Source organism: Ignavibacteriota bacterium (assembly GCA_016212665.1).
Taxonomy (GTDB): Bacteria; Bacteroidota; Ignavibacteria; order UBA10030; family SZUA-254; genus FW602-bin19.
Genome location: JACREZ010000039.1, coordinates 1 through 14137, shown reverse-complemented (window position 1 = coordinate 14137; position 14137 = coordinate 1). Strand labels below are relative to the sequence as shown.

Genomic DNA, 14137 nt, shown 5'->3' with positions numbered 1-14137 from the left:
AAAATCAAGGTTTCATTATGAGATGCTCACTCAAAATGAGACTAATATTTGTGCAGAAATTGAACAAATGCATTAGTCGTTTCGCAAATGAAATCCTCCTCTAATACGAAAAGCAACACCAAGTTCATTATTAACTGACACAGGAATCTACAATTATGTCACTTAAATATGTCACATATGAGAAATCAGTCCAACCAACCTCCCATTATTGATTAACTTTCTACACAATTCTCACATATATCATGCTCGTAAGTCAGTATTTTGTGTGAAAATACTCATTCTAAGCAATATATTTTCTCTTACATCGAAAACGGCTTTCCCATTTGTAACCGAGAAGAAGAGAATAATTTTCCCTTCCCATCAATTTCTTTTAGCCCGATAAATGTGTGTAAGTCTCCAATATCCACAAGTAACGGTGTTTCTTCTGAGTGCGTGTCGACCTGATAAGAAATTGCAAGATCAGCAGGAGTTTCTTTTCCTCCAACGGCTTGTAGAGTTTCATGTTTGATGATGATGTTACGGATAATAACATCGTACGCCTTCTTTCCGTTAAACGGCAACGAATCGTACAATGAAATGTTTGAGTGTTTAAACTCTTCTGTTGCGATGGAAAAAAGGCACGTGAGGATTCCCACCGCGTTCAATTTCCGGATATTCCATTTATTCGGGTCATTGAAATCGTGTCCCGATTCGACTAAGAGTGTGCTTGTTCCCCATTTCTGCATGTTATCACCGAATGCGCGCGGCTCGAACGCATCATCGTAGCGGGCAATTCTGTTTGGAATAAAAAGATTCATCGTTTCAGTGAACGTTGCGGCAAGATGTTTTGCACGAAGCCGTACATCGTTATCATCTTTTGCTTCATTGAAAGCGGGGGCGAGCAACGCAATCGCTGTCAATTCCTTTGAATTTGAAACCGTGCTGAGTTCCTGGTCGTGTAAATTAAAACCGAATTGCGGTTTCAATTCCTGCTGAAGTCGTCGGAGGATATTCGCTTCCGGTGTTCGGAGTGCAAGTGCATCGCGGTTCATATCAATTCCCTGCGCTGTTCTTCTTTGACAACGCGCCGCTCCATCAGGATTCAACATCGGAAGAAAATGAATTGATAGCGACGCAAGATTTTTTTTTATTGATTCTTCATCAACCGTTTGCTTGAAGAAATTGAGAATATCAGCAATTGCCATCGTTGCCGTTGATTCATCGCCGTGCATTTGAGACCACAGTAGCACGTTCGTGTTTCCATTTCCGACAGAATACAATTTTATCCTTCTTCCTTCAAGAGATTCACCAACACTCCGCGTTCTGACAATCGAAGTTGGAATAATAATATCTTCAAGTGCCTGATGAAATTCCTCGGAAGAAAATTTTCTGCTTGAGAACAAGTTCACTCGGAATGAATCGTACGTATGGAAAAGTTGTCGGGCAAAATTTTGCAGCATCATCTCTTTCTTTTTTTTCGGGAGGAAATATAAGAAAAACTTTTACTTTGATACTAACCACTTCTTCACGTTACACGCGCGAAAGGAGTGTTTGTTTTTTCTTCTCATTTTTGCTATCATGCCTCCGCAATTAACATCAACATAGTGATTATGAAACACCAATCGCAATCTTCTCCCGACGCGAATCAATCCATAGCACAAGAGGGGAAGAGAGAGCTCTTTCTTGAAGGACACGAAACAAATTTTTACCACACTCCCGATGCTGAATATCTCATTCAGGAATTTATCTCTAACGGACAAACAAACGGCAAGCGAACGACAAAAAAGAAAGTCATGTCGGCGCTTCGTAGCAGTATTTCCGGCTATTTGTTTGAACATCTCGACGGGTTTCACATCCCGACGCACTATGTGAAGCGGCTTTCCGAAACAGAAATAATGGTTCGGAAGTTGGACATGATTCCGATACATGTTCGTGTTTATAATTATTGTGTCGGTTCTATTCCCGAACGTTTCGGATTGAAGGAAGGCGCGCAACTTGATTTTCCGATTTTTGAATACTACTACCACTCTCCGAACGGACAAGCAACGTGGGTGAACGAGCATCATTTGTATGCGATGGGAATTGCAACACCCGATGAGTGTAAACAAATCAACCGTCTCTCTTCAAAAATTAACGCAGTCCTTCGCGCCTTGTGTCTCAGAAGAAAACTCTCTCTTGTCGAGTTGCAACTCGAGTTCGGCAGATTCAAAGGACAAATTTATTTGGGAGACGACCTTTCCCCGCGCACGTGTCGCTTCGGCGATACATCGGCTGAAAAAGTTGTGGACATCAACAAGTACATAGTAAACGGCGATGATGCAGAAGGTGTCTATGCGGAACTACTCGACCGTCTCTCATTGAAAATCTGACGCGCACCGTGATTACACACTACGGCCTTGATGTCGTTGTCAAGTTCTTTATCATCGCGGTGCTGATTGTTGCCGCGACATTCTTCTTCACGCAGAGCGGTGCGATTCGTTATATCATTTTCTCCATAGTCGGGCTTGCCACAATTTTTGTCTTGAATTTTTTCCGCGACCCCGACCGGACAACACCTCCCGGAAATAACATCGTTGTTTCTCCTGCCGACGGAAAAGTCGTTCTCATCAAAGAATTTTATGAAGATGAATATCTGAAGTGCGATGCAGTACAGGTGAGTGTGTTTATGTCGCCGCTGAATGTTCATGTGAACAGGTTTCCCATTTCCGGTCAAGTCGGATATTTTCGGTATATTCAGGGCGAGTACCTTGTAGCGTTTGAAGATAAATCCTCTGAACGGAACGAACGAACGCATATCGGTGTTGAAAGCAACGGATACAAAGTACTTTTTAAGCAGATTGCCGGAGCAGTTGCCCGCAGAATTGTCGCCCCGATTACAGTCGGTCAGTTGGCGGTCATGGGCGAGCGGTTCGGCATGATTAAGTTCGGCTCCCGCGTTGATGTCATCATGCCCAAAGGCACACACATCAATGTAAAGTTGAACGAACATGTTGTTGCAGGCGAATCGGTGCTTGCAACCTTTACTCCGAAGCCAACTTCGGAACAATAACAAACAGTTGTACAACAAGAACAAGGTTTAGCATGAGAATAACACGAGCAGTCGTTCCAAGTTTGTTCACCACGTTGAACATGTTTTGCGGTTTTCTTTCTTTGATTTTTACGCTTGAAGGAAATTATACCAATGCCGCATGGTTCATTATCATCGCCGCCATCTTCGATAGTCTCGACGGTTTAATGGCGCGCCTCACCAAATCTTCAAGTGACTTCGGCGTCGAACTTGATTCACTCGCCGATGTTGTCTCCTTCGGAGTTGCTCCTTCGTTTCTCATCTATAATTTACATTTGAAATCACTCGGCAGTTGGGGAATTCTCATCAGTGCGATGCCGATGGTGATGGCGGCAATGCGACTTGCGCGGTTCAACGTTCAACTCGTTGGATACGATAAAGATTATTTCCGCGGCTTGCCAACTCCCGCAACAGCAATTATGATTGCTTCATTTATTCTCACTTATTACAAAGGCACGAACGGATTAACCGGATTCAGCGCGGAGATTCTCGCACCGCTCTCGGTCGGGCTTTCACTTTTGATGGTCAGTACATTCAAGTATGATGCGGCTCCGAAATTTTCCCGTCGCGGAATTTCACAGCACCCTTGGCGGTTCGCACTTTCCATGCTTGCACTCTCTGCGATGATTTCTTCGCTCGGACAAGCAATCTTCCCGATTTTTGTGGCGTTTGTAATAACCGGTCCCATACGATTTGTTGTTCAGGCACTTCGCACCGTGCTTCGCCCTGCCGCACAACACGAAGCGGACGAAAACGATTTAACAAGTATTGATGTTTGAGGGTTGAACGTGTTCAAAGCGAAAATATCAATAACACTCCGTCAATCCATTCTCGACCCGCAAGGGAAAGCAATTCATCACGCGCTCGAAAGTCTTTCGATGAACAATGTTTCCGAAGTCCGCATCGGAAAGTTTGTTGAGATGACCCTGAACAGTCCTACAAAACAGGAAGCAGAACAAACCGTTGAACAGGCGTGCAAGAAGTTACTTGCAAATCCGGTGATGGAGGATTTTCATTTCGTTGTTGAAGCGATATGAATATCAAGTAACAAATCAAAAATAAAAAGTAAAAAAAGCTATTAGTTATCTGTTATCTGTTATACGTTATACGAATGACGAATGACTATTGACAAATGACAACGAACAAAGTACAACGAACAAAGTACAAAGAACAAAGTACAAAGAACAAAGTACAAAGAACTAACAACCACGAACCGTCAACCATGAAGTCAAAATTCGGCGTCGTCGTTTTCCCCGGCTCAAACTGCGACCACGACGCGTACCACACGCTCAAGCATATTTACAATCAGGAGACGGTATTTCTCTGGCATAAGAACTCATCACTTGAAGATGTTGATGTTGTCATTCTTCCGGGCGGATTTTCGTACGGTGATTATCTCCGGTGCGGAGCGATTGCACGGTTCTCTCCAATCATGAAAGAAGTTGTACGGTTTGCAGAACGCGGCGGAACGGTCATTGGGATTTGCAACGGTTTTCAAATATTATGTGAAGCGGGGCTTCTTCCCGGCGCATTGCTTCGGAATGAACAACTTACGTTCGCCTGCAAATTTGTGAATTTACGCGTGGAAACAACAGAAACGATGTTTACCAATCAATGCAAAGCAGGCGAAGTTCTCAGCATCCCAATTGCACATGGCGAGGGAAATTATTATGTTGATGACGCAATCTTGCAGGAATTAGTAGCGAACCGGCAAATTCTTTTTCGCTATTGCGAACCGGATGGAACGCTCACACAACAAGCCAATCCGAATGGCTCACGCTCGAACATTGCAGGGATTGTCAACAAACTTGGAAACGTTATGGGAATGATGCCGCACCCCGAACGTGCCGCCGACCCGGCATTAGGTCCGACCGACGGACAAAAAATTTTTGCTTCGTTGCTTGCCCATCTTGGCGTCAACGAAGCGACTCAACAACTTGAATTTGCTGAAAGGATATAACAATGCCAAACATTGGAACCGGTGAAATAATATTAATTCTTCTTATTGTTTTGATTTTCTTCGGCGCGAAGAAAATTCCAGAACTCGCTCAGGGACTTGGAAAAGGAATCCGCGAATTCCGGAAAGCATCCCGCGAAGTTCAGGATGAATTGGAAAAACCCGCGACCGACTCGAAGAAGATAGAAGATAAGAACGCCGGATAAATCATAACGTACACATGTTGAAACGCGACACGACCTCGGTTCGCGTTTCAGCATCAAACCAAATCAGAAATTGTGGCAGGAATTTTTGCATCTCCTTTGAATACCTTCGACTCACTCCAACAACAACTACGTAACAGAGAAACGACGTGCGAACGCATCACCGAATCGTATCTCCGTCAAATTGAACAGAAGCGTCATTTGAACGTTTTCCGTTCTCTCTTTTCTGAGAGAGCGATGGAACGCGCACGTGTAATTGATAAGAAACTCTCCGACAATTCTGCCGGACCACTTGCAGGAATGGTCATCGCCATCAAAGATGTCATCAATCTCAAGGATGAAGTGACGACTTGCGGTTCGAAGATTCTTGAACATTTTGTCTCACCGTATGATGCAATGATTGTGAAGAAATTGCACGATGCAGATGCAATCATTATCGGCAAAACAAATATGGATGAGTTTGCGATGGGTTCTTCAACCGAAAATTCCGCGTACGGTGTCGTACTGAATCCTATTGATGAGACGCGTGTTCCCGGCGGTTCGAGCGGAGGTTCGGCAGTTGCAGTTGCCGCGAATCTTTCCAGAACATCGCTTGGCACAGACACGGGCGGTTCAATTCGTCAGCCCGCGGCGTTTTGCGGTATTGTCGGATTGAAACCAACGTACGGTCGTGTTTCGCGTTTCGGGCTTGTCGCATTCGCTTCTTCGTTCGACCAAATCGGTCCGTTCGGTTCCTGCGTGCGGGATGTTGCACACATTCTTCAAACAATTGCCGGACATGATGAACACGATTCGACCTCGGCAAATATTCCCGTCCCGAAATATCTTGAACAACTGACAGGCGATGTCAAAGGACTTCGCATCGGACTTCCGAAAGAATATTTCGCCGATGAACTTGATGCGGAAATCCGAAACGCCATCATGCAAAAAGTTGAATTGTTGAAACAACACGGTGCGGAAGTAAAAGAAATTTCTCTGCCGCACACCGAATACACGATTGCAGTCTATTATATTCTCACAACGGCAGAAGCATCTTCTAATCTTGCACGATACGATGGAGCGCGCTACGGTTATCGTTCTCCCAACGCAAAGGATTTGACTTCGATGTACACAAAATCCCGAAGCGAAGGATTCGGCTCGGAAGTAAAGCGCCGCATCATGCTCGGCACATATGTTTTGTCTGCCGGATATTATGACGCGTACTACCGGAAGGCACAGCGGGTTCGTCGCCTCATCAAACAAGATTTCGATAACGCATTCAAAGAAGTAGATTGTTTGCTCACTCCCGTTTCACCGACTACGGCATTCAAGTTCGGTGAGAAGATGGAAGACCCGTTGCAAATGTATCTCTCGGATATTTACACCGTCTCTGCAAATCTTGCAGGTATTCCCGGTCTCTCACTTCCTTGTGGCAACGACCATCAAGGATTACCGATTGGATTGCAATTACTTGGGAAGCAGTTTGATGAAGGGACAATTTTGAGGGTCGGGGATTTTCTTGAGAGATGTTAGGTTTTAGGTAAAAGGTGATAGGTGTTTTATAAAGAAGTTGTTCATGCCTTAAACATCGCAGGAGTCAGGTATCTGATAGTTGGTGGTGTAGCGGTGAACCTTCATGGAATACCGCGTATGACTTATGATATTGATATCATGATTGATTTTGATACAGAAAACGTTTTACGTGCATTGCAAGTATTGAAGTCGATGAATTTTATACCACGCTTGCCGGTAAACGCAGAGGAATTTGCTCGTGAAGAGATAAGACACCTTTGGAAAAGAGAAAAGAATATGCTGGTTTTTTCTTTTTTTCTAACAGAGAAACAATTCGAAACTATTGATATTTTTGTTGAACACCCACTAAATTTCAAAGAATGTTATAAACATAGAGAAGATATTCTTTTTGAAGGAGTCACCTATCCAACTATTTCGCGAGACGACTTAATACTTTTAAAAGAAAAAGCCGACAGAACAATAGACCAATCTGATATTGAAGCATTACAACAATTAAAAAGAGTAGATGGAAAAGCATAAAGAAAAAACTCTACGTGGGACATTATCGTATTCTGTGACTGATGAACAAATAGCAGAGTACAAAAAGATTCCAATTTCTGAACGTTTACGTTGGTTGGAGGAAGCAAAGGAATTTATGTATAAAACCCTCTCACTTGAAAAGTGGGAAACCCTCCAAAAGTTCAGACGCGGTGAATTGTAAGTGTTTGGGAATATGTTTTTCTTTTCGGATTTTTAGTTACGGTTCGATTAACCGGTAACAAATAACGGTTACTGAACATTGAAAGCACCTACCCGTTTTGCGGGACAAATTTTATTTTTTTCATTTTTAATTTTGAATTGAGCAAATGAGCATTTTAGTAGATAAAAACACAAGAGTAGTAGTACAGGGCATCACCGGCGGTGAAGGAACATTCCATACACAGCAGATGATTGCCTACGGAACAAAAATCGTTGCAGGCGTAACGCCGGGAAAAGGCGGCATGCAGTACAACGGAAACGAACAATACCCGTTCAAGAAAGCGGTGCCGGTGTTCAACACGGTTGCCGATGCTGTGAAGAACGAAGGAGCGAACGCTGCGATTATTTTTGTCCCCGCATCGTTCTCAGCCGAAGCGATTCTTGAAGCGGCTGATGCCGGAGTGAAATTGATCGTTGCCATCACGGAAGGAATTCCGGCAAAGGACATGGTCGGTGTGTACGACCATCTCAATCGCACCGGGGTTCGGATGATTGGTCCGAACTGTCCGGGAATCATCACGCCGGGGCAATGTAAACTCGGAATCATGCCGGGGTTTATTCACAATCCCGGACGCATCGGAATTATCTCGCGTAGTGGAACATTGACCTACGAAGCGGTGTGGCAGGTGAGCGAACTTGGACTTGGACAATCAACCTGTATCGGTATCGGCGGCGACCCGGTGATTGGTTCAAGTTTTACCGATTTGCTGAAACTCTTCAATGAAGACGAAAACACGGACGCAGTGATTATGATTGGAGAAATCGGCGGAACAGCAGAAGAAACCGCCGCTGAATATGTGAAGCAACATTTTAAGAAGCCTGTGATTGGATTTATCGCAGGTCGAACTGCGCCTCCGGGACGAAGAATGGGACACGCCGGCGCAATCATTTCCGGCGGCAAAGGAACTGCCGCGGAGAAAATGGATGCGATGCGCAAGGCGGGAATTCACGTCGTTGAAAGTCCTGCGATGATTGGAGAGACGGTGGTCAAGGTTCTTGGAAAGAAAACGAAGAAGACCGTTGTGACTGTTGCAAAATCAAAAAAGAAGAAAACTATCACCAAGTCAAAAGTCAAAAGTAAAAAGTAAAAATTGTTTCGGTTATCTGTTATCCGTTATTTGTATCTATCATTAATAAAAACTGGAAACCGAAAACTGAAAACAGGAAACTATCTTACAAGTGACTCACTCTCCACAATTTCTCCGGCTTGTTGATGATGCAAAGACTCGCATCAAACAAACAACGCCGGAAGAAGTCAAACAGAAAATGGACAACGACGAGAAGTTTGTGCTTGTTGATGTTCGCGAAGATAACGAATGGGAACAAGGACATATCGTCGGGGCAATTCACATAGGCAAGGGAATTATCGAGCGTGACATTGAGTTGCACGTCCCCGATTTCAATGCGGAAATTGTTCTCTATTGCGGCGGCGGGTATCGAACTGCGCTGGCGGCAGATAATCTTCGGCGCATGGGTTACACTAACGTCATCTCTATGGATGGCGGCTGGAGACGGTGGAATGAACTTGGATATCCGGTGAGTAGTTTTTGAACTCGGAAATAAGCAATCAGAAATCTTTCATCAAAATCATTTTAACAACATTAAATTAATAAACTAAAAGGAATACAACATTGATAGAACGTACATTAGCAATATTAAAACCGGATTGTGTTAAAAAGAATCTTACCGGTCAGGTAATTGCACACATAGAAAAAGCGGGATTCAAAATTCTCGGCATGAAGAAAACCCGTTTGACCAAAGAAACCGCAGGCGGATTTTATGCCGTCCATAAAGGGAGACCATTTTATGACAGTCTTGTTGAGTTTATGAGTTCGGGACCATGTGTCCCCATCGCTTTGGAAAAAGAAAATGCGATTGCCGACTACCGTACCTTAATTGGCGCTACCGACCCGAAAGATGCCGCAGAAGGAACAATCCGTAAACTGTATGCGGATAACAAAGGCGAAAACATCGTTCATGGTTCTGATTCTGTTGAAAACGGGAAAATCGAAATTGCCTTTTTCTTTTCAAATCAGGAACTCATTCAAAATGAATAAAGGGAACCGATAGGTTTGATTTTCAACATTGATTTAATCCATGTTATTTCCTATCTTGACGGCAGTGTATAAGCCTGAATGACAGAAATAATTACTATTGAATTGGGAAAATGGAGTTCGCTATGAAGAAATCTCTTGTATTTTTATCATGGATATTGCTCGCGATACTTGGAATGGTTTTCGTTTCGTGTGTGGAAGAAGAGGAACCGATGAAGGTTCCTCTCCGTCCGACAAATGTTCGGGCGTCTGCTGTTTCTTCGACAGAAATCAACATTACGTGGAAAGACAATTCCGATAATGAAGATGGTTTCCGGGTAGAACGGACAACGATTGATTCATTGAATTTTATGAAACCAGTCGCTTCGGTGGAAGCGGGAGTGACCTCGTTTACCGATTTAGATTTGACCCCGACAACAAGTTATGCGTACCGGATTATTGCGTACAATGTCGGTGGAAATTCCGCTCCATCATCCATAACGGTCGGGACGACCCAAAGTACGCCGACACCGCCAAATCAACCATTAACGTTACGAGCGATTCCGGTTTCCAACACACGTGTGTATCTCTCATGGCAGGATAATTCAAATAATGAAGAAGCATTCCGAATCGAACGAGCCGCTACAGGAACTTCGAGTTTCTTCGGACTTGATACTGTACCGGAAAATATTGATTACTATGAAGACGATAATGCAGTTGCAGGGACTTCGTACCAATACCGTGTGTATGCGTATAATCCAATTGGTTCCTCAGGCTATTCTGATGTAGTGACTGTAATTGCCGGTGCAAATGTAATTCCGCCATTTGCTCCATCCCTACTCAGCGCAACGGCAATTTCAGGAACACAGATTCACTTACAATGGAAAGATAATTCACCCAACGAAGGTGGTTTCAGAATTGAACGCGCTCCCGGCACCACTGCTCTATTTTCTGTAATTGCAAATCCTGAACGCGGAACCACAAGTTATCGTGATAAAAATCTTGTTCCGGGAACAAGTTACACGTACCGGGTTCGGGCTTTTAACAATATTGGTCTTTCCGGATTTTCCAACACGGCTGACGCATTTACAGCCGGATTAAACGGCGTGCCGGTCGGACCGACAAGTCTGACAGCACAAGTCAAATCTGCGACGCAAATCTGGCTTGAGTGGACAGATAACTCAGACAATGAAGACGGATTTTATATTGAGCGAGGTCCGGGTGGAACTACTAATTACGTTCTTGTAGCCACCGTAAATGCCAATGATTCTGTTTATAAAATGAAAGGACTCTCATCATCAACGTCGTATAATTTTCGAGTCCGGGCGTTTAATCTTGATGGTCAATCCGAATACTCAAATGTTATTACCCGTGCTACGTTGCAAATTCAAGGAGTTCCTGCCGCACCATCCTTGGTGCAAATTGATAATGCCCAGTTAACACATGAACAGGTTCGGTTCACATGGACCGACCGTTCAGCAAACGAAGACGGTTTTCATATCGAACGGGCTCCGGCGGGAACACAGGACTTTGTTCAAATAGCAATAGCCGAGGTTAATTCAAAGGAGTACACCGACCACGAAGTTCAACAATCTACCCGATACAGTTATCGTATCCGTGCATATAATCTTGCAGGAATGTCGAATTATGCGAACACGGTAACAGCATTGACAAAGAGTTCTACGGAAACCAAATTTATTAATGGTTCTTCTCATGTCATTGTTTCACTCGTGGTTGACGGGGTGCAATATCTGACTGCACCACAAGAAATTTCAGTCGGGAGTTTTATGCCGGTGGCGTTGGCGGCAGGCAGACATACGTACGCAATGAAGAACGGTTACTGGGACGGGTTCCAACCGGTTGTACTGTATGCTGATACCGGTCAATTCATTCAGCAAGAAAGCGTAAGCGGTTCTGTCGGATTTACAGACCCGACTATTTATAAAATTATCACAAAGTTTAAATATTCTTCTTATTGGGAAGCGAAATATAATAACGGTGTGGATAGCATGGGCTACAGGTTTTTCTCTGATGGGTCATTCTTCTATTATGACAAAGGAGTGCAGAGACAAAGCGGAATTTACATGCTCAAGCAATACAACACGAATTTTTCTGTCGTCTTCAAAGCAGGTGATGTGGAAGGAACATTACTCGAACGACCGGACATGGGATACTTTACCATGCCGAATGGTCCGCCCGGAGAGAATGTCTTAAAATATTATTACCAACATCCATAAAAAAAAGTCCCGTTTCAATATTCTTGAACGGGACTTTCTTTTTAGATGATATTTGACAGGAACTTGAATTCTCTCAACCTGCAATGACTAATGTTCGGAGAGAGAAAGGTTAAATCCTGTTGATATTAAACGCGCGTTTTCCCTTTGATTCATTTTTGATTTCGAATGAAACATTATCTCCCTGCACCAAAACATCACGAAAGCCAACGCTCTTAACATTACTCTTGTGAAAAAATATCTCTTCGCCGCTCTGCATGGTGATGAATCCAAATCCTTTCGTCACGTTATAAAATTTAACAACTCCTTGTTCCATATTGGTTATCCTTTTTTGTAGTAAGTAAAATGCCACGCGCATCAGCGCACATGGCTCGTAATAATAAAATAATGCTCAACGGTGGTTACTGTTTGGGGAGACTAAATTGACTCGCGGAAGTGGCAATATCCCGGTACGACACGCAACGTGAGTTGAGTTCGGTAGTAAGATACGAAACTCTTTCACTGTATCAAACAGCAAACAGGAACACCAACTTACCCCAATGAACGGACAAATTCCGCGATTGTTGTCGTACCATCAGTGACTTTACTTTTTGCGTCAGCCCGGATTTCCTCGAATCCGGCATTGAACGCGGCTTCTTTCAATTTCACACTTGGCGCCTGTTCATAGATCAAATCCCTCATCTGGTCGTTGATAACCAAAATTTCCTGAATCGCCGTTCGTTCATGATACCCGGTTCCGTTACACGCTTCACAGCCCTTCCCACGGTAATACTGTGTTTGTCCCCATGTTCCGGTTCCCAACCGCTCAAGTTCTTCCGGTCCTGCCTGATACTCTTCCTTACATGCTTCACATATTTTCCTCACCAGTTGCTGATGTGCTATTCCTACAAGACTGGATGCTAACCAATACGGAGAAATACCGAAGTTCAAAAGGCGAGGAACCGTTCCGATTGCATCACTTGAAAGCATTGTGCTGATGACCATCGTTCCTATAAATGCGGCTTCGGCGGTAAGATTACCCGCTTCTGCATCACGAATATCCCCTACTAAAATAACATTGGGCGACTGGCGAAGAATGGAACGAAGCGCATCGACCGTGGTGAATGTTTTGTCCGTGCTCGGCTGAACCTGCGTTGCAAAATCGAGTTTGAACTCGATGGGATTTTCGACGGTAAAAATATTTTTTTCCGGTGTGTTGAGTTTATTGACCGTTGCGTACGCTGTCGTTGTTTTCCCGCTTCCTGCCGGACCGGTAATCAGTAATAAACCGGAAGGACGGCTGTATAATTTTTTCATCCGTTCAAGATTTACTTCCGAAAAGCCCAACTCTTCAATCTTCGTAATGTGACTTGCCTTCGTTAAAATACGAAGTGCAATCCGTTCTCCTGTCACGGCGGGTAATGTACTGATGCGTAAATCAAGTTGCACGTTTCCGAGAATGATCGTGAACCGTCCTTCCTGTGGTTTCTTCTTTTCGAACGCGTTCAACCCGGCTTTTGCTTTGAGAACATTCGCGAGATTTTCCGCCGTATCTTTCGGGAGCGAGACAAGTTTTTTCATCACGCCTTCATATCCAAGACGGATGCGGAGAGCAAAGTCGGTCGGCTCGAAGTGAATGTCGGACGCGCCTTCTTTTACCGCGCGAAGAATAACTTCTTCCGCCATCGCATCCGCGGTCGGAAGTTTTCCCGTGCGAAACATCTCACGGATTTTATCCTTCGCAAACACAGCGACATCGAATTGTTCGAGATTAAATTTACTTGGTATTTTTTTCAGTTCTTCAGTTTTCATAACAGCCATAGGGACTCCTTACCGGAAAAGCGTCGAACGCTCTTCACGTCGTTTTCTCTTGTATCGTTGTTTCAATTGTAGAAAGCAGGTCTTGAAAGCTAAATGGTTTTCCGATAAAATCATATGCTCCATAACGCTTACATTCCATAGCATACGAAAGGTCGGCGAACCCGGTCAGCATGATTGCTTTTGTCGTCGGGCAATTGCTGTTGATAAATTTCAAAACTTCGATGCCGTCCACTTTGGGCATTTTAATATCAAGAATGGCAACATCGAACGGAGCGCGCCGAAGATGAGCGATAGCGATGTCACCATCGTTTGCTGTTTCTACCTTGTAACCGATTCTTGTTAACTCTGAAGCGATGAGCGTTCGTAACCCGTCCTCATCGTCCACGACTAAAATTGAATGATTTGTTGACATAGTTTCAAATTCCTGTAGGCAAAAAGTAATGAAAAGGGAGGTAAGATGCAACGTATCATCAAATCTAAAATCCGACATGGAAAATTATGAGGGGCAAATCCAACAAATACGTGAAAAGTAAGAACTAGATACACCCATGAAATGGTGGATGAGGAAATAAAACAGAGGAATTAGAACGAACGATGTTCAAAAAAAGAGAACT

General features: G+C 43.9%; 17 protein-coding genes. 13 read left to right on the top strand and 4 right to left on the bottom strand.

Translation table 11 applies throughout. The features are described from left to right. Positions 1-299 precede the first annotated feature (299 nt). On the bottom strand, positions 300-1442 hold the full coding sequence (locus tag HY960_13905; GenBank protein ID MBI5216842.1) for a peptidase M14: 1143 nt from the start codon (positions 1440-1442) through the stop codon (positions 300-302). A gap of 147 nt (positions 1443-1589) precedes the next feature. On the opposite strand from HY960_13905, the gene HY960_13900 reads away from it, so the two are divergent. The 13 genes from HY960_13900 (at position 1590) to HY960_13840 (ending at position 11726) form a co-directional block, all read left to right on the top strand. Continuing rightward, on the top strand, positions 1590-2348 hold the full coding sequence (locus HY960_13900; GenBank protein MBI5216841.1) for a hypothetical protein: 759 nt from the start codon (positions 1590-1592) through the stop codon (positions 2346-2348). Between the two features lie 8 nt (positions 2349-2356). Next, positions 2357-3028, top strand: coding sequence for a phosphatidylserine decarboxylase family protein (locus HY960_13895; GenBank protein MBI5216840.1), 672 nt, complete (start codon positions 2357-2359; stop codon positions 3026-3028). 32 nt (positions 3029-3060) lie between these two features. Next, entirely contained in the window at positions 3061-3825 is a 765-nt protein-coding gene (gene pssA / locus HY960_13890; GenBank protein ID MBI5216839.1) for a CDP-diacylglycerol--serine O-phosphatidyltransferase, read from the top strand. Between the two features lie 9 nt (positions 3826-3834). Beyond that, positions 3835-4083, top strand: a complete 249-nt coding sequence (gene purS / locus HY960_13885; GenBank protein MBI5216838.1) for a phosphoribosylformylglycinamidine synthase subunit PurS — start codon at positions 3835-3837, stop codon at positions 4081-4083. 185 nt (positions 4084-4268) lie between these two features. Next, complete coding sequence (purQ, locus tag HY960_13880; protein MBI5216837.1) at positions 4269-5006, top strand: phosphoribosylformylglycinamidine synthase subunit PurQ; 738 nt, start codon at positions 4269-4271, stop codon at positions 5004-5006. Positions 5007-5008: 2 nt separating this feature from the next. Next, the gene (locus HY960_13875) at positions 5009-5209 is read left to right on the top strand and encodes a twin-arginine translocase TatA/TatE family subunit (GenBank protein ID MBI5216836.1); all 201 of its coding nucleotides are present in this window, start codon (positions 5009-5011) and stop codon (positions 5207-5209) included. A gap of 96 nt (positions 5210-5305) precedes the next feature. Further along, complete coding sequence (gatA, locus tag HY960_13870; protein ID MBI5216835.1) at positions 5306-6718, top strand: Asp-tRNA(Asn)/Glu-tRNA(Gln) amidotransferase subunit GatA; 1413 nt, start codon at positions 5306-5308, stop codon at positions 6716-6718. Between the two features lie 21 nt (positions 6719-6739). Continuing rightward, entirely contained in the window at positions 6740-7237 is a 498-nt protein-coding gene (locus tag HY960_13865) for a hypothetical protein (GenBank protein MBI5216834.1), read from the top strand. Beyond that, positions 7224-7418 (top strand): hypothetical protein, encoded by a 195-nt coding sequence (locus HY960_13860; protein MBI5216833.1) that lies wholly within the window; start codon positions 7224-7226, stop codon positions 7416-7418. The genes HY960_13865 and HY960_13860 overlap by 14 nt, the downstream gene beginning before the upstream one ends. Before the next feature lie 145 nt (positions 7419-7563). Continuing rightward, positions 7564-8544, top strand: coding sequence for a succinate--CoA ligase subunit alpha (gene sucD, locus HY960_13855; GenBank protein ID MBI5216832.1), 981 nt, complete (start codon positions 7564-7566; stop codon positions 8542-8544). Between the two features lie 91 nt (positions 8545-8635). After that, positions 8636-9007 (top strand): sulfurtransferase, encoded by a 372-nt coding sequence (locus tag HY960_13850; protein MBI5216831.1) that lies wholly within the window; start codon positions 8636-8638, stop codon positions 9005-9007. A gap of 83 nt (positions 9008-9090) precedes the next feature. Beyond that, positions 9091-9513 carry a nucleoside-diphosphate kinase gene (ndk, locus tag HY960_13845; GenBank protein ID MBI5216830.1) on the top strand — a complete coding sequence of 141 codons (423 nt, stop codon included), beginning with the start codon at positions 9091-9093 and terminating at the stop codon, positions 9511-9513. A 122-nt stretch (positions 9514-9635) separates the two neighbouring features. Further along, entirely contained in the window at positions 9636-11726 is a 2091-nt protein-coding gene (locus HY960_13840) for a fibronectin type III domain-containing protein (GenBank protein MBI5216829.1), read from the top strand. 109 nt (positions 11727-11835) lie between these two features. Here HY960_13840 and HY960_13835 read toward each other — a convergent pair whose 3' ends face one another. From HY960_13835 to HY960_13825, 3 genes are all read right to left on the bottom strand, one after another. Then, positions 11836-12039 (bottom strand): cold shock domain-containing protein, encoded by a 204-nt coding sequence (locus HY960_13835; protein MBI5216828.1) that lies wholly within the window; start codon positions 12037-12039, stop codon positions 11836-11838. 215 nt (positions 12040-12254) lie between these two features. Next, entirely contained in the window at positions 12255-13523 is a 1269-nt protein-coding gene (locus tag HY960_13830; protein MBI5216827.1) for a type II/IV secretion system protein, read from the bottom strand. A gap of 34 nt (positions 13524-13557) precedes the next feature. Continuing rightward, the gene (locus tag HY960_13825) at positions 13558-13935 is read right to left on the bottom strand and encodes a response regulator (GenBank protein MBI5216826.1); all 378 of its coding nucleotides are present in this window, start codon (positions 13933-13935) and stop codon (positions 13558-13560) included. Positions 13936-14137 lie beyond the last annotated feature (202 nt).

Excerpts from the sequence above, each read along its gene's own strand:
- HY960_13875 (MBI5216836.1), top strand. The coding sequence starts at position 5,009 with ATGCCAAACATTGGAACCGGTGAAATAATATTAATTCTTCTTATTGTT.
- HY960_13840 (MBI5216829.1), top strand. The coding sequence starts at position 9,636 with ATGAAGAAATCTCTTGTATTTTTATCATGGATATTGCTCGCGATACTT.
- HY960_13835 (MBI5216828.1), bottom strand. The coding sequence starts at position 12,039 with ATGGAACAAGGAGTTGTTAAATTTTATAACGTGACGAAAGGATTTGGA.
- HY960_13830 (MBI5216827.1), bottom strand. The coding sequence starts at position 13,523 with ATGGCTGTTATGAAAACTGAAGAACTGAAAAAAATACCAAGTAAATTT.
- purQ (MBI5216837.1), top strand. The coding sequence starts at position 4,269 with ATGAAGTCAAAATTCGGCGTCGTCGTTTTCCCCGGCTCAAACTGCGAC.
- sucD (MBI5216832.1), top strand. The coding sequence starts at position 7,564 with ATGAGCATTTTAGTAGATAAAAACACAAGAGTAGTAGTACAGGGCATC.
- pssA (MBI5216839.1), top strand. The coding sequence starts at position 3,061 with ATGAGAATAACACGAGCAGTCGTTCCAAGTTTGTTCACCACGTTGAAC.
- HY960_13905 (MBI5216842.1), bottom strand. The coding sequence starts at position 1,442 with ATGATGCTGCAAAATTTTGCCCGACAACTTTTCCATACGTACGATTCA.
- HY960_13900 (MBI5216841.1), top strand. The coding sequence starts at position 1,590 with ATGAAACACCAATCGCAATCTTCTCCCGACGCGAATCAATCCATAGCA.
- HY960_13860 (MBI5216833.1), top strand. The coding sequence starts at position 7,224 with ATGGAAAAGCATAAAGAAAAAACTCTACGTGGGACATTATCGTATTCT.
- HY960_13825 (MBI5216826.1), bottom strand. The coding sequence starts at position 13,935 with ATGTCAACAAATCATTCAATTTTAGTCGTGGACGATGAGGACGGGTTA.